This window comes from Actinoallomurus sp. NPDC050550, assembly GCF_040655075.1.
Taxonomy (GTDB): Bacteria; Actinomycetota; Actinomycetes; order Streptosporangiales; family Streptosporangiaceae; genus Actinoallomurus.
On sequence record NZ_JBFAJC010000055.1, the window covers coordinates 43,747 to 67,535 of the forward strand.

Consider the following 23,789-nt stretch of genomic DNA (forward strand, 5'->3'; position numbering starts at 1 on the left):
GAGGTGTACATCGGCACGGGGTATCCGTCCTGGCAGCTGGCGAAGGCGTTCACGACCGCGTCGAGCCACGAGGATCCTGCGGCGCGGAGGCGCGCGGAAGAGCGCCTCCGCCGCTGGGAGCAGGTGATGCGCGGCATGACGAACGGCACCCTCACCATCGGGTCGCGCACGCCGGTGGCCGGCCTCCCAGCGTGGGTCACCCCGGAAGTCGTACGCGGCGGGTTCGCCACCGGCGAGGCCGCCGCGGGCGGTGCCCTCCTGCCGCATGAGATCGAGACCGCCCGCCGGGCGGGCGTGCCCGCGGAGCGGTACGCGCTGTTCCGCCACCACCTGAGCGACGCGGGTCTGGCCGAGCTGAACGCGCTGCTCGACGGTGGCGCGTACGAGGTCGACCTGCCGGAGGAGGCGGCGCTCCTCACGGTCGCGTGGCTGCTGCGGTCCGGTGACCGGGTCGCGGCACTGGCGCTGCTGGAGCACATCCACCCGTTCGCCGACCGGCTCCGCTTCGCGCCCCGGCCGACCGCCGTGCCGCCGCGCAGCGACGTGGTCGTGCACCGTGAGACGGTCGGCGAGGTACGCGCCGCCCTGGATCGTCGCCGCCCGCACCGCGCCGTCGCGACGATGAACGAGGCGCTCACCGTCTGGAACCCCTTCGCCGACGAGCTCTTGGCGCACTGGCTGGAGACGGCCGAGCCCGGCTCCGTCGCGACCGTCGAGCCTGGCCGAGTCGGGGCCGTCGAGTCAGGCCGGGTCGGGGCCGTCGAGCCTGAGCGGGGCGCTGCCGGCGAGCCCGGCCGGGTCGGAGCCGTCGAGCCTGAGCGGGGCGCTGCCGGCGAGCCCGGCCGGGTCGGAGCCGTCGAGCCTGACGGCTGGCGGGAGCGCGGTGCCGACCTGCTCGCGCGGTACCGGCACCTGGCCGCCGTCCACACCCTGTGCACGAAGCATCGCCGCCCCAAGGAGAACCTCGCCATCCTCCGTACGGCGCTGGAGGAGACGGTCGCGGGTCATGGCCTCACGCCCCGGCTGCGCGGGCTGCTCCAGCACGCCGTGGATTCGATGGTCCGGCGGCGCGGCGTGCCCGGCGCTGCGGAGCACACCGCACTGCGCGAGGCCCAGACCGTCACGGCCGCCCGCCCGACCCTCCACACACTCGCCCAGGTCCTCGTCGCGCGCCTCACGGACCTGCCGCCGGACATCGGCCTGCCGTCCGTCGACCAGGTGGTCGCGCCCGTGACCGAGGAGGAGGCCCGTACGGGGGCGGCCGCGGGCAGCGAGGTCCCCGACGCGCTCCGGCGGGTCGTCGAGCGGGCACTCAGCGCTCCGATCACCACCCTCGTCGAACGCGGCGTGGTCCCATCCGCCGAAGTACTCGCCGAGCTCGTCCCGCAGCTCGTCGCCGTGACCACCGCCGGAGCGTACGAGGACGCCGCGCTGCGCACGCTGATGGCGGCGGTGTACCGCGCGTTCCGTAACCGGCGGTCCCTGCTCCTGCTCAACCTCGAGCACCAGGTCCGGCTCGAGGAGCTGCCCTGGGTGGCCGCGGTGACGCGGTACCGCTCCACGACGAACGGCGGCGAGCAGGCGCGGACCGCGCTCGTACGCCTCGGGGAGCTGACGCTGCAGGCGTTCCCGGGGACGGTCCTGCCGAACCCGCTGGTCCAGGAGCTGGTCGCGCTGGCCCGGCAGGCGAACCTCACCGTGCCGTTCACGGAGGAGCTGGCCGCCGACATCTTCGAGGACACCTTCACCCCCAAGGTGGTGCGCGCCGCACGGCTGGCCGCCGACGTGCTCGAGGGCACGCTGTACGAGCGGTACTACGGCATCGACTTCGCGGCGATCCGCGACCTCGGCGGCCCCGACGCGTTCGCCGCGCTGTGCCGCGACCGGGCCGGCGACCGTACGGGCGGCTCGTGGGTCGCGGCGAACGGCATGGTGATCGAGCAGTCGCAGATCCTCACGTCGCACAATCTCGCCGCGCTCGTCCACCCGATCGGCGTCGACCCCGCCGGCGGTTGGCCGGAGCTCGCCCGGCGGGCGTTCACGACGGTGTGCCGGCTCGTGGCCCGGATCCACGGCAACCCGCGCCCGCTGAGCACGGTCAAGGACGCGGCGTACGCCTGGCGGCAGGCGCTGTTCTTCCTGTCGCTGTGCGGCCTGGAGGACCAGATCGCCGTCACGGCCTGGATCCAGGAGGAGGCCCGGCGACATCCCGAGCACGTCGTACGGCGCCTCGCGCCCGTCCTCGCCGGGCTGCGACACGTCCTCGTCGGCGGCGGCCTCGACGACGGCAGCGCCCCGAACTCCCGCCGTTTCCTGGGCTGGAGCACGGGTGGCCACTGGATGGCATCCTAGTACGCACTTCGTACTACGAGGCAGGTAGCATCGCCCTTCGTACTATGCTGAGACGGGAGGCAAGGAGACCGATGCACAGCAACGACGCCCAGATGCTCGTGCTCACCGTCCTCGCGGAGGGTCCGTTGCACGGATACGCCATCAACACCGCGATCGAAGAGCTCACCGGCCGCAAGCTCGGCCCCGGCAGCCTCTACGGAGCGTTGTCCCGCCTGGAGACGCGCGAGCTGATCCGGCCCGCGGACGAGCCGGCCGAGCCCGGGGAACGCCACCGCACCATGCAGATCACCGACGCGGGTCGTGAGCTGCTGCGCGCCGAACTCCAGCAGATGGCCCGCGTCTCCGCCGCCGGCCTGCGCGCGCTCGGGATCAACCCGGCATGAGGGCGGCCACGCTCTTGGCTCGGCTCTACCCGCCGGCCGTCCGCGAGCGATGGGGCGCGGACATCAGCCGCGAGGTGTCCGCGTCGGGAATCCGCTCCTGGCCCGACACCCTCGCGGGGGCCGCACGGCTCTGGCTCCACCCGGGCGACTGGCCCGAGACCTTCACCGGCCAGACCCGCCGCGTCCTGACCGTCACACTGTTCGCGATCATCGCCACCAGCGGGCTACTGCTGCGCGCGGTCACACCGTCCACCACCCTGACCGCCGACGTCCGCCACCCCGCCACGAGCCTGTGGCTCGCACCGCTCCTGCTCGGCATCATCCTCGCCGCGCCGCTTCCACCGCTGCGCGGCGAAGCGCTCCGCCGCCTGACCACCGTGACGGTCCGCACCCTGGCCGCCCCGGGCACCGCGGTCCTGGCCATGGTCCTGACGGCGTGGAGCGGCGTGGCCGAACACGCCACGGGCTTCACCGAAGCCGCCCTGGTCACCTACTACTGGCTCACCCTGGGATTCACCGCGCTCCGTCTGTGCACCCTCGTCGCCCGCATCGCCCAGACCGCCGCCCTGCCGACCACGCGCCGGCTGTCCACGGCCCTTCTCCACATCGGGACCGGACTGGCCCTCGCAGCGAGCCAGAGCCTCCTCGCCATCGTCCGGACCGCACCCCGCCCGGACTCCCTCGCCCAGACCCTGGCACTGGGCCTCCTGGCCACCGTGGCGATCAGCACCGGCCACGATCTGCGACGGGCGAGGGCATAGACCCCAACTGGGCCGGCCCGCTCTCTGGCCGGAATCGGGCATTCCATCGACAGCCCCGGCTCTCATGATCTGATTGCTCCCGGATCCATGAGAGGAGCCCAATGCAGTCATCGACAGGGCCGTTGGCGGCTTTTGCATCGCCGGACACTCGAAAGCAACTTCCCCGCATGGCGCAGTCGTGGCCGGCATCCTGCCAGGCGGCCGCAGTCTCGGTGGGCGGGCTTTTCGCCGTGCTCATCATCGCCGTGGTGACGCATCGGAGCAGTCCGTGGGTCATGGGGACGGCACTCGCCATTCCCGTATTACTGTTCGGCGCGATCGCGGCATATGAGTGGCGCCTCGGCCGCCGATTCGGCATCACGCTGAGTCGACTACACCTGATCGGAGTCGTAGCGGGCCTGACACTCTGGCTGATGTACCAGACCGCCCCCGGCAGCCTGCCGTTCGATCCCACCGCAACGCAGTTGTGCGCCTACGTCGGACATCCAGGGGAGCACGCCTGTTTGGTCAAGGCCGACGCCGCCCGAATGCGCAGCGACATCACCTGGTGGTCCACCGGCACGCTGATCGTGCTGTTCGGTCTGTTCACCCGCCGCTCCCGTACGGCAGCCTGGACCACTCCCGCGATCGCGATCGCCGGTGGCGCTCTGGCGCTCTACTTCCTCGAGGTATTCGTCACCGCACAGGGCGGATTCGTCTACTGACGACCGCGTAGCGGCTCACACTCGGCACCGAGCGGGAAGCATTGCGGACCTTGAGCGTCACGGGGCTGTCCAGCTCACGATCGGCGTGGCGGCCTTGGCGAGGGACCCGGCGGGGGTGAGTCTCAGCAGGGAGTTGCGGACGGATTGTCGCAGGCCGCCACCGAGGTCGGCGCCGAACCTGGCGGTGATGGCCGACAGGCGGGCGATCTGGCGGCACCGTGGCCGGCGAGCCTGGTCGAAGGCGGCCAGGGCGGCGGCCAGGTCGCCGCCGTCGGCGACCGGTGCCGCGATGAGGCGACCCACACAGACGCCGTCTTTTAGAGCCGAAGACGCTCCCTGACCCACGGTGGGCAGCATGGCGTGGGCGGCGTCGCCGACCATGACGATCCGCCCATGGACGTAGCCGCCGAGGCCGCCGGGCAGGTGGTAGACGTCGTGGCGCATCAGCTGGTCGGCGGTGGTGGCCGCCACGATGGCTTGGACCTGCGCGGACCATCCGGAGAAATGGTCGCGGGCGGCGGCCGGCTCGTCGTCGAAGGAGGCTCCCTCGGGGTGCCGGAAGTACCCGTACCAGTAGATCTCGCGGTCACTGATCCGGACGGCGCCGAACTCCGTGCCCGGTCCCCACACCTGAAAGAGGCGGCCGCCGGAGGCGGTGGTGTCGGGGATGACCGCCCGCCAGCTGGTGCTGCCGCTGTAGCGGGGGCGAGCGTTCGCGAACAGCTGCTGCCGGACGGTGCTGCGAACACCGTCGGCGGCCACGACCAAGCCGGATTCGCTGGTGTGCCGCCCAGTGGCGGTCTGCCAGGTGACGGCGGCCGGCTCGCCGGCGGGGAGACCCGGCCGGACGGCGGTGACCTCGGCGCCGGTGACCAACTCGACGCCGTCGGCGGCCTCGGCCGCCTGCCGCAGGGCGGAGTGCAGACGCTGCCGGTGAATGCCCCAGATCGTGGTGGTCGCAAGCACGTCCGGTGTGTCGGGGATCCGCAGCAGCCAGCGGCCTCCCGGATCCTGAAAGCCCGCGGGGACGGTCTCATACCCGGCGGCGCCTACGGCCTCGCCGACGCCGATGGCCTCCAGGGCGCTCATCCCGTTGTGGGTGATGGCCAGACCCGCACCGACCTCCCCGAAGGTCGGCGCACGCTCCAGCACCGTGACCGCCCAGCCCGCCTGCGCGAGCGAGGTGGCCGAGGCGAGCCCCGCGATTCCGCCGCCCACCACGATCGCCGTCAGCCGCTCAGCCACCGGCCTCACCTCTCCAAGCCGATTCGCCCGCCTCATGGAGGCGAAGCCCACACGATGCCCGGTAGCTATTCAGCCTGAGTCGGCCGGGCGTTAGTGATCTTGGTTAACGGCTCGTGATCAAGGCCCCCGGGGGATCTCGCAGGTGACGGAACCCATGGCGCGGCTTGCGACGCCGGGACGGCGCGTGTTCGTCAGGGTGTCTTCGGGTGCTGGATGTCCGCCGGCCTGTCGTGTGCTGTGCCGGCGGACTCGGTGTGTGAGAGTGCGGCGAGGAGCCGCAGTTTCTCGTCGCTGTCGCTGTCCTTGTCGGGGTAGTAGACGACGAGGATGACGTCGTCGATGGGGAGTTTGTCGCGGTGGAGGCGTAGTTCACCGACGACGGGGTGGTGGACGGTGGTGGTGCCTCCGTCGAGGTTGCGGACGTCGTGGCGGGCCCACAGGGTGCGGAACCGCTGACTGGACAGTGCGAGTTCTCCGACGAGTTCGACGAACCGGGGGTTGTCGGTGTCGTCGCCGATGGTGGTGCGAAGGGTGGCGATGAAGCTGGCGGCGGCTTTCGTCCAGTCCTGGTGGAAGGCTTGTTCCTCGGGATCGAGGAAGAGGGATCGCAGCCGGTTCTGGCCGGGCCGCAGGCGGGGGGAGAGTGCGACGGCCATGGGGTTGGAGGCCAGGACGTCGAAGGCGCGACCTTCGACGAACGCGGGGATCTGAAGGTGGGCGAGGAGCTCGTGCACTCGCGCCGGTACGTGCTCGGGTCGCTTGCGGCGCGGCGCCCTGGGGCGGGCTGCCGCGAGGCCGAGCAGATACGTCCGCTCGATGTCGTCGAGTTGCAGGACGCGCGCGAGTGATTCGAGGACCTGGGGTGAGGGGTTCTTGTCGCGGCCCCGTTCCAGGCGCAGGTAGTAGTCGGGGCTGATTCCGGCGAGCAGGGCGACTTCCTCACGGCGCAGGCCGGGCACGCGGCGGTTGCCGCCGGGCGGGAGTCCTGCCTGAGCCGGGGAGACCAGCTCACGCCGGGCGCGGAGGTAGCTGCCGAGGCGGTTGCCGGATTCCTCATCCTTCATATCGACACCGTAATGCGGTGCGTGTGTCTCAGAGGGGGCCCTGGCAGGACCAGGGAAGACGGGGGCCCTGCCGCACCCAGCGGATGCCGTCAAGACTGCGATAGCACTGTTTTGCGAAGGACAGAGGACATCACTGAATGCGCCGCGGGCCTGAACGCCGTCGGCGCCCTGGACTGAAGGGAAGATCTCGTGGATCTCTCCAACCGCACCGTTCTCATCGTCGGCGGGACCTCGGGTATCGGGCGAGAGCTGGCCCGCCGGTTCGCCGCAGCGGGCAGCACCGTGGCCGTTGGCGGCCGCAGCCCGGAGGCACTCTCGGAACTCGCCGGAGAAGGCTTCGGCGCAATCAGCATCGACGTCACCGACAGTGCCTCCGTCGCATCTGCCCGTGACGCCGTACTTGCCCGGTACCCCGAGCTGGACACGGTGGTGACGATGTCGGGTGTCATGCTCCTGGAGGATCTGCGCGACCCCGCGCACTACGAGGCGGCGCAGACGACGATCGACACCAACCTGCTCGGCACCATCCGGGTCATCGACGCCTTCACCCCGCACCTGGTCCGGCGGGGCGCCGGCACGTTCATCACCGTCACCTCCGGCATCGCCTTCCTGCCGTTCCCGCCCATGCCCACCTACGCCGCCTCGAAGGCTGCGGTGCACGCCTACTCCGAGGCACTGCGCGCGCAGCTCGACGGCACCGGTGTCGGCGTCGTCGAGCTCGTCCCCCCGGCCGTCGCCACAGCAGGCCAGGAGAAGGTGAACCCGCACGCGCTGCCGCTCGACGACTTCGCCACCGAGGTCATGCAACTGCTCTCAGAGGACCCCACCCCTCACGAAATCCTCGTGAAGGGGGTCCTCATGCACCGCTGGGCCGAGCGCGACGGCACCTACGGCGACCTCGTCGCACAGCGCTCCCAGGCCCTGGCCATGCTCCCCAGCCGCGAAGGCTGACACCCCCATCGGCGGCCGCCTAACCGTCGCCCCCCCCCGGGCGGCCAACGAGCAGCCACGCGTCCTGGACACGAACCCCGCCACCCGAACGGCCCCGCCCTGCCCGGGCGGCGACGGTTAGGCTGCGAGGGGTGCGGCGGCTGGGGGCAGCCAGGCGCCGGTGGTGAAGAGCTGTCGGAGCGCGTCGAGTTTGCTGATGCCCCATTTGGATGCGGTGGACAGGTAGGACTGGACGATGGCGAAGTCGGCCAGTCCGGTGAGGGTTCGCCAGGCTCCGCCGGAGGTCCGCATCTGGATCTTGACGGGTCTCAGGTCGCGTTCTGCCTGGTTGTTGGTCCAGGGAACGGCCAGGTTGGTGCAGAACCGCAGGATCATGTCCTCGTGGTCGCGGAACCGGCGTACCAGGGTCAGCGCGTCTTTGGCCAGGCTGGTGGTGCAGCCGGTGTTGTCGGCCAGGCCCTGGGCGACGGCACCACGGTAGGCGCACCGGATCGACCGCAGGGTCTCGGGGTCCAGTTCGGTGTGGCCTTCGGCTCTTGCCTGGGTCGCGGTGGTGTTGGCGTCGGCGAGCGTGGTGGCCATCGCCTGCGCCCACAGTTGCAGATCGGGGGCGGCGTCGTAGAACGCGCGAAGGTCACGCAACAGATGAGCTCCCGCACCACGCGTGATCGGCGTCCTTGAGATGCTGGTAACCGGCGTATCCATCACGGACCAGCACGCCATCGAAGCCGTCCAGGACACCGCCGGCGTCGATGTCGTCCTTGCTGCGGCCGGCCACATGCAGGTGGGTCAGGTGCGGGGTGCAGGCGACATGCACATAGGCCAGGGAACCGTCGGCGCGGCCGGTGGTCTCATCAGCGTGCAGCACACCGGCCGAGCGCAGCAGACCACGCACATGCGGCATGAACTCGTGCTCGATCCGGGCGGCGGCCTTGGCGCGGATCGCGGCCATGAACCCGGTCGACACCGCCACCCCGACCAGCTCACGCATCACCTGCGTGGCCCGGCCGACCGGCAGATAGTGACCGCACAGCAGGTTCGCGGCGTGCGCATGCACGCCCGGCCCGTAGGAGATCCGGCCGCCGGCGAACCCCGGCGCCTGCCCTGGTGTCACCGTGCCGCACGAGGTACAGACACGCGACACGACCTGGTACTCGATCACTTTCGGCGGTGGGGGCGGCTCGGCTTCAACGACCTGCCGCCGCTGGACCCCGAAGATCGGCGACCCGGCCAGCGGGTCCCCGCAGCCCCCGCACCAGGGCGGGATGCACGACATCGCCTCGTCCGGTACCCGGGCCTGGGACAGGGTCTTACCCTGCTCGCCGGGCTGCTTGCCGCGCTTGCGGCCCGAGGAGGCCCGTGATGAGCGCGTCTTCGGCTTGCTATACGGGCTGTCGGACGACGGCGGCTTGGAGGAGTTGGAGGAGTCCTTGTCCCGCTGCCGTTCCAGCTGATCCAGCCGGGCCGACACCACCTCAAGCTGCGCTGCGAGCACCTCAAGCTGCGCGTCCTTGGCCTCCACAACCTCACGCAACGCCGCGTTCGCCGCACGCAACCGCTGCACCTCGGCGGACTGCGGCGACCCGGACACAACACCCATGATCCCGGCACCCCCAACCAAGATCAACTCGGTCGATCCGGGGCAAACCACACCAGTCAGCAACTCAGGCTGAATAGCTACGATGCCCGCTGGCACCGCCAAAGTACTACACGTTGTAGTACATGGGCATACGGGGGCGTCATCCAGACTTCCGCCTAGGTCAGGACCGGTATTCGGCGGCCAAGTCCGTACGGCGTGGTCGTCACCGCAAAGAGGCGGGCGACGTGCCGCGGTCGGGTGGTCAGGCCGACGGCCCATCGGTCGCTCAGGCGTCACCCAGCGCAACGCGGGCACCGTGATGGCGATGCCGATGACGGCCAGGACGAGCAACACGGCCGGGTTCGTCAGCAGCAATGCCTGGAGAAGGAGGCCGGTACCCACGGTGAGCAGGACAGCGGCGCCCAGCGGACGCTTCCACCACGGAAGCGCGGTGACGGGGCGACGATGCCGTTCGGCCGGTGCAGTGCCCGCAGCGGGGGCAGGGTGAGCGCGGCCGCGGCGGCGGTGATCGGCAAAATGCTCAGGAACACCGTACGCCATGTGGCGAGGTCGGCCAGCGTGCCGGTGATGGCCGGGCCGACGAGGGAGGGGAACGCAACCGGCCGCCAGGGTCAGCATGCCCCATGCCATCGGGCGCCAGGGGCCGTGACGGTCGGCGGCCCGCCCGGAGAGCACCGTACCGATGACATTGGCCAGCATCAGTGCGGACAGTCCCCAGCCATAGGCACCAAGGCCGTCGAGGTCGTCGGAGCATGGTCCTCTCGTTCACCCCACGTCACAGATCGCCGAGCTATTACGTCGAAAGAGGTGTAACCGGCAACCAACGACATAGGAGTGCGCCATGAGTGCTCGCTTGGACGTCTTCCACAACCGGATCGCAGCCAAGTTCGGTAGGCACCTCGTCGCGGCGGACAGGGTGCTCGCCGACTCGACGCTGCCGGCCGCGACGCAAGAGTTGGTGAAGCTCCGCGCCAGTCAGATCAACGGCTGCGGTTTCTGCGTCGACATGCACACCAAGGACGCCGCGCACGCCGGGGAGACCTCGACGCGCCTCAACCTGGTCGCGGCCTGGCGGGAGGCCACGGTGTTCACCGACGCCGAGCGCGCCGCTCTGGAACTGGCCGAACAGGGCACCCGCCTCGCCGACGCCGCCGGCGGCGTCACCGACGAGGCCTGGGCCAATGCCGCCAAGTACTACGACGAGGACGAGCTCGCGGCCCTGGTGTGCGTCATCGCCCTCATCAACGCCTTCAACCGCGGGAACGTCATGGTCCAGCAACCCGTCGGCGACTACCAGCCCGGCCGGCTCGGATAACGAGGATGCCGCCCGCACCAGCGGCGCACACCCCAGGCACTGTTCGCCAGGGCCCGGGGCGTCGTTCTGGTCCGCCGGGCGATCCGGCGGAGCCGTACGCGCCAGGTCGTCAAAAACGGTTATCGGCGGGCGCCCGTATCGTCTCCTAAGCGGGAGCACCGACACGATAGGAGACATCATGGGGCAGAGCCGGATGAGTCGGCGGAGCGTGCTGGGGCTGACGGGTGGGCTGGCAGTCGTCGGCATGGCCGGTGCCACGGGAGCCGGGCTGCTCGACGGCGGACAGACGACAGTCGGCAAAGTGGGCGCGAAGCTGGCCAAGGCGCCGGCGAAGCGGTTCGCCCACCCGGGGCTGCTGCACACGAGCGCCGATCTCAAGCGGATGCAGACCAAGGTCCGCGCGGGGGCCGCGCCGTGGCAGGCGGGCTGGAAGGTCCTCGAGGCGAACTCCCACTCCCGCAGCGGCTGGAAGCCGCGCCCCCTGACGACGGTGTACCGCGGCAACGGATCGCCCCAGAATTACGGCATCCTCTACAACGACATCCACGCGGCGTACCAGAACGCCCTGCGCTGGAGGATCACCGGCGACCGCGCGCACGGAGACACGGCCCGCGACATCCTGAACGCCTGGTCCGCGACCCTGAAGAAGGTGACGGGCACGTCCGACCGGTTCCTTGCGGTCGGGATCTACGGCTACGAGTTCGCCAACGCGGCCGAGCTGATGCGCGGTTACCCCGGATTCGACCTCGCGCGGTTCCAGACGATGATGCGCGAGGTCTTCTACCCGTCGAACGACGACTTCCTGAAGAACCACAACGGCCTCTACGTCACGCACTACTGGGCCAACTGGGACCTGGCACAGATGTGCTCGGTGCTCGCCATCGGCATCCTCTGCGACGACCCCGCCAAGGTGGAGCAGGCCGTCACGTACTTCAAGCACGGGGCGGGCAACGGCTCCATCCGGCACGTGATCCCCTTCCTTCACCCTGGCGGGCTCGGCCAGTGGCAGGAGTCGGGCCGCGACCAGGGGCACACCACGCTCGGCATCGGGCTCATGGGCACGTTCTGCGAGATGGCGTGGAACCAGGGCTACGACCTGTACGGGTACGACGACAAGCGGTTCCTCAAGGGCTGCGAGTACGTCGCCAAGTACAACCTCGGACACGACGTGCCGTTCACGACGTACACCTGGTATTCCGGCACGCCGGACAAGCCTGGGCCAATCCAGAAGCAGACCCAGATATCACCTGGCGGCCGGGGTAACATCCGCCCCGTCTGGGAGCTGGTCTACAACCACTACGTCCGCCGTCGTGGCCTGCACGCTCCGTGGACCAAGGCAATGGCCGCCAAGGCGCGTCCCGAGGGCGGCGGCGGGAACTACGGCCCGAACAGCGGCGGCTTCGACCAGCTCGGCTTCGGCACCCTGGCCTTCACCCGGTAGCGCCTTCATTTTTCCGGGGGCTTGATGAAGGCCGTGTGAGAGCTCGGCCGCATCACCACGGCCGAGCTCTCACGCAGACCTCATGGACGTGTCAGTCCGTTCACAGTCCGATTCGTGACCGTGGATGCCATGAGCGACCACCTCAACCTCACCGCGCAGGACATGCCCGTCCATCCCCTCCGCAGGTCGTCCCACGTCCTGGTGGAGGTCGTCATCCCGGTCTACAACGAGGAGCGCGTCCTCGCCCGGAGCGTCGGCCGGCTGCACACCTACCTGACCGGCACGTTCCCGTACGCCTTCCGCATCACGATCGCCGACAACGCCAGCACCGACCGGACCTGGGACGTCGCCATGCGGCTCACTCAGGATCTGCCGCACGTCCGCGCCGTCCACCCGGACCAGAAGGGCCGGGGCCGCGCCTTGCGGCACGTGTGGGGCATGAGCGACGCCGACGTCGTCGCGTACATGGACGTCGACCTGTCCACCGACCTCGACGGGTTCCTGCCCCTGGTCATGCCGCTGGTGTCGGGGCACAGCGACCTGTCGATCGGCTCGCGCCTGGCCCGTGGCGCCCGCGTCGAGCGTGGGCCGAAGCGCGAGATCATCTCGCGCTGCTACAACCTCCTGCTGCGTACGACGCTGCGCGCGAAATTCTCCGACGCGCAGTGCGGGTTCAAGGCGGGCCGTACCGAGATCGTCCAGGCGCTGCTGCCGCTCGTCGAGGACCAGGCGTGGTTCTTCGACACCGAGCTGCTCGTGCTCGCCGAGCGCAGCGACCTGCGCGTCCACGAGGTCCCGGTCGACTGGGCGGACGACCCCGACAGCCGCGTCGACATCGTCCAGACGGCACTGGACGACCTGCGCGGCATCGCGCGGGTCCGCCGACGCCTCCGGCGCGGGGAGTTCCGCGCCCCGGTGCCGTCCCGACGGCGGCCTGCTGCCGTCCGCGCGGCGGCCTGACCCCTCCGCCCTCCGCCCCGGAAGAATGGAACCGATGACCGGCACCTGCCTCCGCCTGCCACGCCGATGGGTCGGCGAAGTAGGAGGACGACCAGTAGCGGTCGGCCACAGGTACGTGCGAATGTGGCCGGGCAGTTCTTGCTTCCCCTGCGATGTCGGGGTTCGGCTCCTTCAACTCCCAGCATGATTACGTAAAGCGATGATATGGTCACGACCCGTGAAGGTCGTGACGCAGGTGAAACTCGTGCCGACGCCGGTGCAGGCGGCGGCGCTGAAACACACCCTGCGCACGGTCAACGAAGCCGCGTGCTGGGTCTCTGATGTGGCGTTCGAGCGTGGCGTTCCGCGTGAGTACGAACTGCGCAGGCACACCTATGCCGAGCTGAGGGAGCGTGGTCTGGGTGCGCAGGTTGCGCAGCATGTGATCAAGAAGGTTCGGGACGCCTACACCAGCCTGCACGCCAACCTGCGGGCCGGGAACCTGGGCAAGAAGGGTTCCAAACGGCGGGTCAAGGCCGAGTCCAAGCCGATCGCCTTCCGGCCCCAGGCCGCACACCCGTACGATGATCGCTGTCTCAGCTGGCAGTACGACGCACAGACCGTTTCGATCTGGACGATGACGGGCCGGTTGAAGGGCGTGCGGTTCGCTTGTTCACCGAACGCGCTGAAACAGCTGATCGCCTACCGCAAGGGTGAGAGTGATCTGGTCGAACGCGATGGCGTGTTCTACCTGGTCGCCACGTGTGAGGTGCCCGAGGCCGAGACCGGTGAGCCGGACGCCTTCATCGGGGTAGATCTGGGCATCGTCAACATCGCCACCACCTCCACCGGCCACCGGGCCGCCGGACGCAACCTCAACCGCTACCGCAAGCGGCAACTCGCCCTGCGGGCCAAGCTGCAGAAGAAGGGCACCAAGTCCGCCAAACGCCTGTTGAGAAAACAGCGCCGGAAGGAATCGCGGCGGGCCAAGGACATCAACCATTGTGTTTCCAAGACGATCGTGACCGAGGCTGAACGCACCGGCCGCGGCATCTCCCTCGAAGAGTTGACGGGGATCCGTGAACGGGTACGGCTCCGCAAGCCCCAACGGGTCGCACTGCACTCCTGGGCCTTCGCCCAGCTCGCAGACTTCATCGTCTACAAAGCACGCCGCGCCGGCGTGGCCGTCGTGTTCGTCGACCCCGCCTACTCCTCCAAGGAATGCGCAGAGTGCGGGCACGTCGACCGGCTCAACCGGATCTCTCAAGCCTTGTTCACCTGCCGGGGCTGCGGCGTCGTTGCGCACGCGGACCGGAACGCTTCCCGCGTTCTCGCCTCCAGGGGCCAGAACGCGTGGGATGCGGGGCGGACGTCACACGTCCCAGCCACCAGCCCTGTACGGCTGATGGCCAAGACGCGGCAGATCACCTCACAGCCAGTGAGGCTCTAGCCGCACGCTCGGTCCTCTTAGAACCGAGAAGTTGACCTTCGCGCAGGGCACCTTCCGCCCATACCACTCGACCGCCATGGCACCGGCGCTGGTGGGGGCCAGCACGGGGGCGATGTACCAGGCACTGCGCCGCTGGTCCTGGGCGTTGCCGCTCGCGTTCGCTGTGCTGCGCCGTACGCCGAGTTGGCACTCGTCGCGATCTCCAGTGCGCAGAGCCCCTCGTCGATCATCCTGAAGACCGGCGATCCGGTCATCACGATGGGCGGTTTCACCAGTAGCGACCCGGCCATGACGGTCGCGAAGCTGAAGCAGTACCTCGTGGAGGGCAAGCTGCGCTACGTCCTCCTCGGCGGCGACAACCGCGGCGGGAACACGGCGATCACCGACTGGATCAAGAAGAACCTCACGGTCGTCAAGGCCACCGAGTACGGCGGCAGCAGCACGTCGAGCTCGACCGGCAGCGGCCAGACGCTGTACCGCTACAACGGCTGACGCGCCCGCCCGTACGGATCCGCGGCCCGGTCTCCACAACCTGTGGAGACCGGGCCGCGGCTTTTCCGGGAAGATACTGGGTGGACAGATAGTCTGTGCGCAGACTAAATTATCGCCCATACCCTCTGATCGAACGGAGTACGGACATGTGGGAGTACCAGCACAGCGCAGAGACGGTCGCGGCCCCGGAGGCGGTCTGGATGTTGTGGTCCGACGTGCCCGGCTGGCAGTCCTGGAACGCCGACATCGAGAAGGTGGAGATCGACGGCGCCTTCGCGGTCGGTTCGCAGATCACCATGACGCCGCCCGGAGACGAGCCGATCCTGCTGAAGCTGGTCCAGGTGGAGGAGAACGCGCTGTTCGTCGACCAGATGGACGCCGGTGACTTCACCGTCACGACCGTGCACCGCGTCGAGCCGCTCGCCGACGGCCGGAGCCGGATCGTCTACCGCACGGAGATCGACGGGCCGGCCGCCGACCAGGTCGGTCCGCAGCTCGGCCCGGCCATCACCGGCGACTTCGCCGAGACCGTCGCGGCCCTGGTCCGGCTGGCCGAGGCCCAATGACGTCCCATCCCGACGAGAGCCCCGGGTTCCTGCTCTGGCAGGTCACGCTGCGCTGGCAGCGGGAGATGACCGCCACCCTGGCCCCGCTCGGCCTCACCCATGTGCAGTTCGTCCTGCTGGCCACCACCTGGTGGCTGAACACCCATGGCGAGGAACCCAACCAGCTGACCCTCGCCCGGCGTGCCGCCACGGACATCAAGATGACGTCGCAGGTGCTGCGCAAGCTCGAGGAGAAGGGCCTCCTGGAGCGGAACGTCGACCCCGCCGACACCCGCGCCCGGAGGCTGCGGGTCACCGAGCGGGGCGCCGAGGCTGCCCAGGCTGCGATCACCGCGGTCGAGGCGGCCGACGCGGAGTTCTTCCAGCGGGTGCCCGACACGGCGACGCTGCTGGGAATCCTCCGCCCCCTGGCCGCGCCGCCGGACGAGCCGAACCCGTGACGCCCCTGACGCGACCTGCCGGAGGCTGCCGCGTGCTCTGCACGGCTCAGGCGGGCAGGCGGGTGAACCAGTCGACGATCGCCGCGGTGCCGGTCACCGCCGTGCCGAGGTGACGGGAGCCCTGGTAGTCGGTCAGGCCGAGGTCGATCGGGGTCAGGTTCACTCCGCTCGCGCGGAACGCCGCCCGGCAGTGGTCGGTGTTGGCGGTGACGGCCTGCTCGTCACCCGCGGCGTAGTACAGGCGGATGGGCGCGCGCGGAACCCAGCCCGTGCACGTCCCGCCGGCGACACGCAGCGCCTTCGCGAACGCTCCGGTCGGGTGTTCCAGCATGGCCCGGCCGCGCGCGGTGAGGAGTTCGTCGAGGCTGCCGGGCAGTGTGGCGAGCATCTCCTGGCCCGGGGTCGTCCCGTCGAACAGCCGGTCCACCTTGTCGGCGTACGGCGCCTGGAACACCTCGCCGGGAGAGTCGTAGAGGTGGTGCAGGCGGTTCCAGGAGACGAGCAGGTAGGTCGTGTAGGCCACGCCGAGTTTCGGCGGAATCTCCTTGCCCGCGAGGAGCGCCGGGAGCTCGGCGTCGCGGAAGGCGTATCCGCCGCTGATCGGCGCGACGGCGCCGAGGCGGTACCAGCGGTCGGCGCCGTCCTGGAGCGCCCGGGCGAGCCCGAGTGCCGCCGACGCGCCCTGGGAGAACCCGGTGACCAGGACCCGCCGCTGCGGGACCATCCCCCGGCCGGCCATGAAGGCGCGGGCCGCACGCAGCATGTCCAGTGACGCGGTGGTCTCCGACGGGACGTCCATCCACGGGTGGGTGCCCGGCCCCTCACCCAGCCCGAGGTAGTCCGGGGTGACGGCGGCGAAGCCCGCCGCGCCGAACGTCATCGCCGGAGAGGACGAGAAGTCGTCCTCTCCGATCGAGGGGGCGTCCTTCTTGTAACTCTGAGTGCCGTGGGTGAACGACACGATGCGCGGCCTGCGATCGCCACTCCGCGGTAGGACGATCAGACCGCTGGCGACGGTCGGCCGGCCGTCGGCGTCCACCGTTCGGTAGAGCAGGCGGTACAGCTCAACGCCGTACCGGACCGAGTCCTGCTCGAACCCGGCCTTGGCCAGCGCGGTGCGCACCTCGTCGGCCGACAGGGTCTTGAGGTGTACGGGCTTCGCGGCGAGCGCGCCCCGGTCGGTGGCCGGCGCGAAGGCCTCGGCGGCCGGGCGGGCACCCGCCGGCGCGGCGGTCGCACGGATCGGGGTGAGCGCCGATCCCGTGAGGGCGAGCCCGGCGCAGACGGCCGTGGCGAGGGCGACGCCTCGCCGGTTGACGAGTGATCTCATGCCGCCGACGCTACGGACGCGGCCGATCGCGTCCCAGCCGGTAGTCCCCCAGTGAGGGGGTGTATCCAGCCCCCCTGACCTGGTCCGCGTAACCTCCCACGGCGCTTTCGGCCGTCACGGGGTCGCACATTCTGACCGCGAGTCAGGCATATCACAAAGCATGCAGAAAACCCCTGGTCAAACGCTACTGGCGGCAATTCGGCGCTTGTGAGGACGGGTTCGTGACGCGCTGCAACGCCGCTGTCACAGGGGATCCAGCGGAGATAGTGCTCGATGTCCGGATTAAAGGTAAAGCATCGTTGATAAATGAGACATAGGTGGTATCTGACCGATAGTGTGCCGCGTGCGCCGTTGATGGATGAGCCTCACGGCGCCACATCGACCTAACTTCCATTACTGGAGGTCCTGCATGCGCCTGAACAAGGCGACACTGACCTTTGCCGGTACGGCGGCCGCCCTCGTCACGACGATGACCGCCTCCCCCGCATGGGCCTGCAACGATCGCGACCCTGCGCTCCAGCTCGAGGCGAAGTGCGGCACCAGTGGCCAGCCGAACTGGATGGTCACCAACCCCAACCGCTGGGGCGCGGTGCCCTTCACCTGGTCCGACAACAAGAACGCCCAGAGCCCCACCAAGATCCAGGCACCGGCGGGCGGCAGCGTGGCGCTGGCGACCCACGCCTCGATGGTGAAGGTGGTGGCGTACCGTCCCGACAGAAGTGACCTGCCCGTCTGGCAGCGGCACGGCGCGTTCAGCGTGAAGCACTGCGCCGGCGCTCCGAAGCCGTCGAAGCCGGGGAACCCGGCACCGCCGAAGAAGCACACCCCGAAGCCGACCCCGACGAAGGCGCGTCCCGCGACACCGTCGCCGACGACCACCGCTCCCTCGGGCGAGGCGCGGCCGGCGACGCCGGTCAAGGCGCAGCCGAAGTTCACCGGCTGACGGCCGAACGTTCGCGGACGGCCCGGGAAGGCGCGTTCCCGGGCCGTCCGCCTACCATCCATGTCACGATCCTTCTTAAGGAGCCGAACCGATGTCCATCAGCCCGGCCGTATCGGGGCCCCGCTGGGCGGCAGCCGCGATCGGCGTCGCCCTCGGTATCACGCTGACCGGCTGCGGCGGCGGCTCTGCCCACCATGACAAGAGCGCTCCGGCGGGCGCGAACTCCCAGGCGGCCGACGCCGAGCCGGCGAAGCTGGGCGAGGCCCCGAGCACGATCGCCACCGCGCGTACGAAGACCGTCGAGATCTTCTCGAATCCCGGGGACGCGACGCCGAGCATGCAGTTGCAGAACCCCAACCCGGACGGCGTCACCCGGGTCTTCCTGGTCATCGGCAGCAAGCCCGGCTGGCTGCACGTCCTGCTGCCGGTGCCGCCGAACGGCAGCCAGGGCTGGATCGCCGAGAAGGACGTCACGACCACGAAGACCAGCTACTGGGTACAGGTCCTCCAGGGCGCGCACCGCGTGAAGGTCTACCAGGGCAAGCGCGCGGTCATCGACACGCCCGCCGCGATCGGGAAGGCCGACACCCCGACCCCGGGCGGCCGCTACTACATCGCCGAACTCCTGCAGGCCCCGGACCCCAAGGGGGCGTACGGGCCGTACGCCTATGGGCTGAACGGCTACTCGACGAAGCTCACCCAGTTCAAGGGCCAGGACCCGATCATCGGTATCCACGGCACGAACGAGCCGAAGTCGCTGGGCAACTCGGTCAGTCACGGCTGCGTCCGCGTCGGCAATCCCGTCATCACCAAGATGGCGAAGATGCTCCCGCTCGGCACCCCGGTGCAGATCAGCGCCTGACCCCCGGCGCCGGGGCCGCCGCGCGGACGGCGAGCCCCGGCCGGAGAAACGGCTCAGCCGGTCACGCCTTCTCGGCGGCGCGGAAAGTGGCCAGCACGCTGGCGCCGAAGTACGGCCCGTAGCTGATCAGGCTCTTCGGCATGTGCGCCGCGTGGACGGAGATCTGGTAGCCGCTGCCCTTGGTCACGCTGAACTTCTTGAGCCAGGGACCGCCGCTGGAGCCGCCGTTCATGTCACAGGCCATGCCGTGGGACATGACGCCGGCCGGGTCATTGACCTGGGAACCGCTGCAGTACTGCAGGGTCTGTCCCTTGTTACCGTTGGCCGGGTAGCCGAACAGGTAGGCGGTGGGCCGGTCCGGGGTGTTGAAGGCGATGCCCTGGCCGCCGACGACCGACTGGATCTTACGGTTCTTCAGCGGCTTGAGGACGATGGCCCCGAAGTCGTACCGCCGGTCGCGCACCCACTTCCCGGCGCTGTCCTTCGTCATGTACTCGCCGGGGACGAACGCCCGCCGCACGGCGAACCTCCCGTACGGCGCCTTGCCGTTCTTGTAGCCCGGCACGAAGACGAGGTTCGTCGTCCACTTGCCCGTCGGGGTGCGCAGCGCGTGCGCGACGGTGAGGGCGACGTCGCCGTCCTTGCTCGTGACGACATTGGCCGAGGCGACGAAGTTCTTGCCGCCGTCACCGCGGCCGAACAGCTTGCCCGCCGTCTTGGCGACCAGGCCGCCGCGCTTCCACGTGGCCTGCTTCTTCCCGGTCGCGCTGACGCCGCCCGAGGTGGTCCGGGTCGCGGCGGCCGACGGCAGAACGGGGTCGATGGTCACCGGCGCTCCGCCCTTGGGCTGCGCCGCGGCGCGCAGCGTTCGCTCGGCGGCCGAACCGGCCTCGTCCGCGAGCGGCTTCGCCGCCTTCATGCGCTCCGGCGTCCAGTACGTGGCGGCCTTCGCGTCGTCGCCTGCGTACTGGACCGCCGCGGGGGTCCGGCTCTTCACCGTGGCGGACTGCGGCCGCGCCGAGGTGGCGGAGGAACATCCGGACGCGACCGTACCGAGGACCGCGACCGCCATGACGCCGCCCATGAGTCGGGGGGAACCCAATGACACTCCTTGCGAGGGGGATGTGATCGGGCAGCTTATGGCAAACGCGCGAGTTGTGGATCATCAACGGTCGAAGTGGGGCGAAGGGTGACGACCTTGTCGGCCTCGGGGGCCAGGTGCAGGTCGTGCGTGATGAGGATGGTCGTACGGCCGGCCATCAGCCGGCGCAGGGGCTCCAGCACCCGGCGGGCGGTCGGCGCGTCCAGGCCCGTGGTCGGCTCGTCGAGGATCAGCACGGGCGCGTCCCGGACCATCGCCCGCGCGATGGCGATCCGCTGACGCTGCCCGCCGGACAGCAGCCGGCCGCGCTGCCCGACCAGCGTGTCGTAGCCGTCGGGCAGCGCGGTGATGAAGTCGTGGGCCTCCGCGGCGCGCGCCGCGGCGACGATCTGCTCGTCGGTGGCACCCGGCCGGCCGTACGCGATGTTGTCGCGCACCGAGCCGGGGAAGAGCATGGTCTCCTGCTGTAGCACGGTCACCGTGTCGCGCAGGGTCGCCAGCGACAGTTCACGGATGTCGACGCCGTCGAGGCGGACCCGCCCGGACTGCGGATCGTAGAAGCGCAGCAGCAGCTTGGTGATCGTGGACTTGCCCGACCCGCTCGGCCCGGTCAGCAGGACGAGCTCCTCGGGGCCGGCGCGGAACGACAGGTTCGCGAGGGCGGGCCGATCGGCGCCGGCGTACCGGAAGGTGACGTCGTCGAAGGCCACCCGTCCGCGCCGCGCCGCCCAGGTGCGGGCGGCCGGGCGGTCGGCCACCGCGGGCCGGGTCTCCATCAGCTCGACGATCCGCTCGGCGCTCGCGGTCGCCTCCGAGGCGAGCAGGTTGACGTGGCCGAGGCTCTGGATCGGCGGGTAGAGGTAGCCGAGGTAGGCGGCGAAGGACAGCAGGCCGCCCAGCGTGACACGGTCGGCCGTGAGCTCCCACGCGCCGAAGCCGAGCACCACCAGCACGCAGACCGTCTCGATGACCTGCACCAGCGGCTCATACAGCGCCGCCAGCCGGGTCTCGGCCATCTTGGCCTCCAGCCAGGACAGCCCCTCCCGATGCAACCGTCCCCGTTCGGCCCGCTCCCGGTTGTACGCCTGGACGAGCGCCTGGTTCGACAGGCTCTCCTCCACCACGCTCGTGATCGCCCCGCTGCTCTCCCGTTCCCGTACGGCGGCGTCCCGGAACCGCGAGGTGAAGTTCCGCACGGCGACCCAGAACAGCGGCGCGACGGCGAACGACACCAGCGCCAGATCCCAACGGACGTACAGCGCCGCGCCGGCGAAGAACACGGCGCTGACCGCCGCGGTGACGGTCTGGATCACCCCGGAGGCGACGAACTGCTCGATCGCCTCGATGTCGCCTGTGAGGCGGACCATGAGGTCGCCGAGCCGCCGGTTGTCGAGGAAGTCCGGGGACAGCCGCTGGATGTGCGCGAAGACGGCGTCGCGCAGCCGGAGCAGGAACCGCTCCCCGACCAGGGCGGTCAGGTAACTCCCGCCGAAGGTCGCGACGCCGGTCAGGACCGCGACCTCCAGCCAGATCAGGGCCGGCGTCCAGAAGGCGTGCAGGTCCTTGGCCGCCAGCACGCGGTCGGTGATGTCGCCGAACAGCCAGATCGCGACGACCTCGCAGGCCGCCGACAGGATCAGCAGCAGCGCGCCGAAAACCAACCACCGGCGGAACCCTCGCGTGTACGGCCAGAATCGACGGAGCGCGTCCTTCGCGGAGACACCGGAAGGACTCGATGCGACGGGCGTCCGATGCATTTCTTCCTCTTCTCAGAGCGCTTCTCAGAGCACGAGAAAAGGGGGCCGGCAGGCCATGCCCGCCGGCTCCCCTACCCCCCGTTAACGCTGGTCAGTGCTTGGGCGGCGGCACCGGAGCCGGCTTGCAGTGCTTCTTGTGGTGCTTGCGCGGCGGCTTCGGAGCCGGCCTCTTCTTGGGGGGCACCGGCACGATCTTGCGGAAGCTCATTTTCGAGTCCTTTCTTTCTCCGTCGCCCTTCGGCGCTTACGAGAAAGACATTAGAGGCCTCGATTGAGAGTCTCTGAAGACGAACATGAGAGCCGATTAAGATCCGGCTGAGACGCGTCCTGAGACCGGACGGCGCCCGCCCCCGCAGGTCACCGTGGTCCACGAGCCGTCCTGATCGACCTTCCGATCCGTGTTAGTCCGGCTGCTCTCCGGGTATCCCGGCGCACCAACGCGGTATCCCCCGGCTCCGCCCGGCGATCGGACGTCATGCGAACCCGGTCGCCGGGTGGCCAAACCGTGGAGACTATCCGCCGTACCAGATGCGTTCGTTCAGATACTGGTGGCGGCAGCGGTACTGCACGAGCCCGGCCCCGTTCCTGGTGCTCGCGCCGGAGACGCTCAGGCAGAGCCCGCTGTCCTCGCTCTGATACCACTTGTCGGTCGTACCGAAAGCGTGAATCACGCTACGCGGCGTCGCGCATATGTCCTCCAGCAACTCCTCTGGCGTCCCGGCACCTACCGGACCAAAGAACGACGGCGAATAGCCGACCGGCGGAGCGAGCTCCAAGACCATTCGCGCCGGAGTCATCAGCGGCACGTTCGCATGTCGCCGCCAGGCGTCCAGGTCAGGTCGCCTGCGGTCCTGAAATTCCCGTATCGCGAATTGCAATTCAACGAACGGAAACGGCCTGTCGGCTATACGCGTACGCGCCAGATCTCGCACCGTGAAGTGGATCCGGTAGACCATGATCTTTCCCGAACTGTACGCCGATGCCCTCCCGCGTCAAGCGTCGCAATCGGGAGCGCACTATTGGGACGAATCAGATCATCCCGTCGCGGCATGCCGCGTACATCGTGGCAAACCCCGACCGTTCCGTGAACATGACGGCGGCCGCCGTGCGATCGCACGGCGGCCGTCATGCCGCTCGGGGTGGTCGGTGCCGGGTACTACCGGCCGTGCCTCGCGGCCTCGTACTTGTCGATGGCCAGGCCGAGCTGGGCGTACTTCTCGCTGTAGGCGACCGGGTGGGCGCCGGGCGCCGTCGGCGGGCGGTTGGGGTCGATGTACTGGTTCCCCAGGTTGGAGAAGATCGCGATGATGTAGTTGCGGCCGTTCTTGCCGGGCAGGTTGCGGACGATTCCGGCGTCGCTGCCGGAGTTGCTGACCAGGCCGGTCTTGTGGGCGAAGGTCACCTCGGCCTTGGCGTTGCAGGGCCGCACGTCGTGCTGGTAGGCGTCACCGTCGACCGTGACCGTGCCGTCCGCGGCGATCCACCGCTGCGGGACGACCTGCGGCATTCCGGGCGCCGGGTAGTCCGCGCCGCACCAGTTCGAGGTCGACAGCACGTCGTTCATGCCCTGGTCGCCGAGCTCCTTCTTGAAGAACTCACGCGACGAGGCGCTGAGCACGTTCCGGGTGACGGCCTTGCCGTTCGGGGCCGTCCAGACCTTGCCGGGGGCGCCGTTGATGAGCGTGAGCAGCTTGGCGGTGTCCAGGGAGCTCATCGTGACGGGGTTGCTCCAGTGCCCGCCGTTGGCCGCGTTGGTCCCCTTGACCTGCAGCGTCTCCAGGCCCAGGTCCTGGAACGTCTGGTTCAGGTCGTCCACGGCGTTGTGGTCCCACAGCATCTTCAACAGCGCGCACGAGGCCGGGTTGGAGGACCAGGTCAGCGAGTCGTCGACGTACTTGCGGATGGTGTTGCTGGTGGCCCCGCCGCACAGGCTGCTGGTGGCCGTCGGCTGGTAGCTGTAGGTGTCGTCGAGCTTGATAACACCCTTGTCGACCAGGCGCAGCACCCCGAAGTTGATCATCAGCTTCAGGACCGAGGCCGGGTAGGGCAGCATGAAGTCCGTCGAGGCGTTCTCCCGCCCCGGAACAACGTC

At 69.6% G+C, this 23,789-nt stretch carries 22 protein-coding genes and 1 pseudogene; 14 read left to right on the forward strand and 9 right to left on the reverse strand.

Annotated elements, in window-relative coordinates:
- Positions 1-3: 3 nt before the first annotated feature.
- From AB0I04_RS44430 to AB0I04_RS44445, 4 genes are all read left to right on the forward strand, one after another.
- A complete protein-coding gene (locus AB0I04_RS44430) occupies positions 4-2,352 on the forward strand; it encodes a transcriptional regulator (RefSeq protein WP_360899020.1) in 2,349 nt (782 codons plus the stop codon).
- A 71-nt stretch (positions 2,353-2,423) separates the two neighbouring features.
- Complete coding sequence (locus tag AB0I04_RS44435) at positions 2,424-2,735, forward strand: helix-turn-helix transcriptional regulator (RefSeq protein ID WP_360899023.1); 312 nt, start codon at positions 2,424-2,426, stop codon at positions 2,733-2,735.
- On the forward strand, positions 2,732-3,496 hold the full coding sequence (locus tag AB0I04_RS44440) for a hypothetical protein (protein ID WP_360899025.1): 765 nt from the start codon (positions 2,732-2,734) through the stop codon (positions 3,494-3,496). The genes AB0I04_RS44435 and AB0I04_RS44440 overlap by 4 nt, the downstream gene beginning before the upstream one ends.
- Positions 3,497-3,663: 167 nt before the next feature.
- Complete coding sequence (locus tag AB0I04_RS44445) at positions 3,664-4,200, forward strand: hypothetical protein (RefSeq protein ID WP_360899028.1); 537 nt, start codon at positions 3,664-3,666, stop codon at positions 4,198-4,200.
- A 57-nt stretch (positions 4,201-4,257) separates the two neighbouring features.
- Here the strand turns inward: AB0I04_RS44445 and AB0I04_RS44450 are convergent, their stop codons facing one another.
- Positions 4,258-5,445, reverse strand: a complete 1,188-nt coding sequence (locus AB0I04_RS44450; protein WP_360899031.1) for an FAD-dependent oxidoreductase — start codon at positions 5,443-5,445, stop codon at positions 4,258-4,260.
- Between the two features lie 191 nt (positions 5,446-5,636).
- Entirely contained in the window at positions 5,637-6,509 is an 873-nt protein-coding gene (locus AB0I04_RS44455; protein WP_360899034.1) for a helix-turn-helix transcriptional regulator, read from the reverse strand.
- Positions 6,510-6,698: 189 nt separating this feature from the next.
- Between AB0I04_RS44455 and AB0I04_RS44460 the strand changes: the two genes are divergently transcribed.
- The gene (locus AB0I04_RS44460; protein ID WP_360899037.1) at positions 6,699-7,460 is read left to right on the forward strand and encodes an SDR family NAD(P)-dependent oxidoreductase; all 762 of its coding nucleotides are present in this window, start codon (positions 6,699-6,701) and stop codon (positions 7,458-7,460) included.
- Between the two features lie 117 nt (positions 7,461-7,577).
- Here AB0I04_RS44460 and AB0I04_RS44465 read toward each other — a convergent pair.
- Positions 7,578-9,024: pseudogene (locus AB0I04_RS44465) on the reverse strand (IS66 family transposase).
- Positions 9,025-9,404: 380 nt separating this feature from the next.
- Positions 9,405-9,590: a hypothetical protein gene (locus AB0I04_RS44470; RefSeq protein ID WP_360899040.1), complete on the reverse strand. Its 186-nt coding sequence runs from the start codon at positions 9,588-9,590 to the stop codon at positions 9,405-9,407.
- 311 nt (positions 9,591-9,901) lie between these two features.
- Here AB0I04_RS44470 and AB0I04_RS44475 point away from each other — a divergent pair, with 311 nt between their 5' ends.
- The 7 genes from AB0I04_RS44475 to AB0I04_RS44505 all read left to right on the forward strand — a co-directional run bounded on the left by AB0I04_RS44475 (position 9,902) and on the right by AB0I04_RS44505 (position 15,703).
- The gene (locus tag AB0I04_RS44475) at positions 9,902-10,375 is read left to right on the forward strand and encodes a carboxymuconolactone decarboxylase family protein (protein ID WP_360899043.1); all 474 of its coding nucleotides are present in this window, start codon (positions 9,902-9,904) and stop codon (positions 10,373-10,375) included.
- A gap of 178 nt (positions 10,376-10,553) precedes the next feature.
- Positions 10,554-11,816 carry an alginate lyase family protein gene (locus tag AB0I04_RS44480; protein WP_360899046.1) on the forward strand — a complete coding sequence of 421 codons (1,263 nt, stop codon included), beginning with the start codon at positions 10,554-10,556 and terminating at the stop codon, positions 11,814-11,816.
- 114 nt (positions 11,817-11,930) lie between these two features.
- Complete coding sequence (locus tag AB0I04_RS44485) at positions 11,931-12,776, forward strand: dolichyl-phosphate beta-glucosyltransferase (protein ID WP_360899049.1); 846 nt, start codon at positions 11,931-11,933, stop codon at positions 12,774-12,776.
- Between the two features lie 199 nt (positions 12,777-12,975).
- Positions 12,976-14,205 (forward strand): transposase, encoded by a 1,230-nt coding sequence (locus tag AB0I04_RS44490; protein WP_360899052.1) that lies wholly within the window; start codon positions 12,976-12,978, stop codon positions 14,203-14,205.
- A gap of 183 nt (positions 14,206-14,388) precedes the next feature.
- Positions 14,389-14,697 carry a hypothetical protein gene (locus tag AB0I04_RS44495; RefSeq protein ID WP_360899055.1) on the forward strand — a complete coding sequence of 103 codons (309 nt, stop codon included), beginning with the start codon at positions 14,389-14,391 and terminating at the stop codon, positions 14,695-14,697.
- Positions 14,698-14,843: 146 nt separating this feature from the next.
- Positions 14,844-15,263: an SRPBCC family protein gene (locus tag AB0I04_RS44500; RefSeq protein WP_360899058.1), complete on the forward strand. Its 420-nt coding sequence runs from the start codon at positions 14,844-14,846 to the stop codon at positions 15,261-15,263.
- Positions 15,260-15,703, forward strand: coding sequence for a MarR family winged helix-turn-helix transcriptional regulator (locus tag AB0I04_RS44505; protein ID WP_360899061.1), 444 nt, complete (start codon positions 15,260-15,262; stop codon positions 15,701-15,703). The genes AB0I04_RS44500 and AB0I04_RS44505 overlap by 4 nt, the downstream gene beginning before the upstream one ends.
- 46 nt (positions 15,704-15,749) lie before the next feature.
- Here AB0I04_RS44505 and AB0I04_RS44510 read toward each other — a convergent pair whose 3' ends face one another.
- Complete coding sequence (locus AB0I04_RS44510; protein WP_360899063.1) at positions 15,750-17,033, reverse strand: hypothetical protein; 1,284 nt, start codon at positions 17,031-17,033, stop codon at positions 15,750-15,752.
- A 409-nt stretch (positions 17,034-17,442) separates the two neighbouring features.
- Here AB0I04_RS44510 and AB0I04_RS44515 point away from each other — a divergent pair, with 409 nt between their 5' ends.
- Together AB0I04_RS44515 and AB0I04_RS44520 are read left to right on the forward strand one after the other, a co-directional pair.
- On the forward strand, positions 17,443-17,976 hold the full coding sequence (locus AB0I04_RS44515) for a hypothetical protein (RefSeq protein WP_360899066.1): 534 nt from the start codon (positions 17,443-17,445) through the stop codon (positions 17,974-17,976).
- 91 nt (positions 17,977-18,067) lie between these two features.
- Positions 18,068-18,838, forward strand: a complete 771-nt coding sequence (locus AB0I04_RS44520; protein WP_360899069.1) for a L,D-transpeptidase — start codon at positions 18,068-18,070, stop codon at positions 18,836-18,838.
- A gap of 61 nt (positions 18,839-18,899) precedes the next feature.
- Here AB0I04_RS44520 and AB0I04_RS44525 read toward each other — a convergent pair whose 3' ends face one another.
- The 4 genes from AB0I04_RS44525 to AB0I04_RS44540 form a co-directional block, all read right to left on the reverse strand.
- Positions 18,900-19,940: a hypothetical protein gene (locus AB0I04_RS44525; RefSeq protein ID WP_360899072.1), complete on the reverse strand. Its 1,041-nt coding sequence runs from the start codon at positions 19,938-19,940 to the stop codon at positions 18,900-18,902.
- A 35-nt stretch (positions 19,941-19,975) separates the two neighbouring features.
- Positions 19,976-21,601, reverse strand: coding sequence for an ABC transporter ATP-binding protein (locus tag AB0I04_RS44530; protein ID WP_360899075.1), 1,626 nt, complete (start codon positions 21,599-21,601; stop codon positions 19,976-19,978).
- Positions 21,602-22,209: 608 nt separating this feature from the next.
- Positions 22,210-22,653, reverse strand: coding sequence for a hypothetical protein (locus tag AB0I04_RS44535; protein WP_360899078.1), 444 nt, complete (start codon positions 22,651-22,653; stop codon positions 22,210-22,212).
- A 200-nt stretch (positions 22,654-22,853) separates the two neighbouring features.
- Positions 22,854-23,789, reverse strand: a 936-nt coding sequence (locus AB0I04_RS44540) for a serine hydrolase (protein WP_360899081.1), incomplete at its 5' end; no start/stop codon positions are given.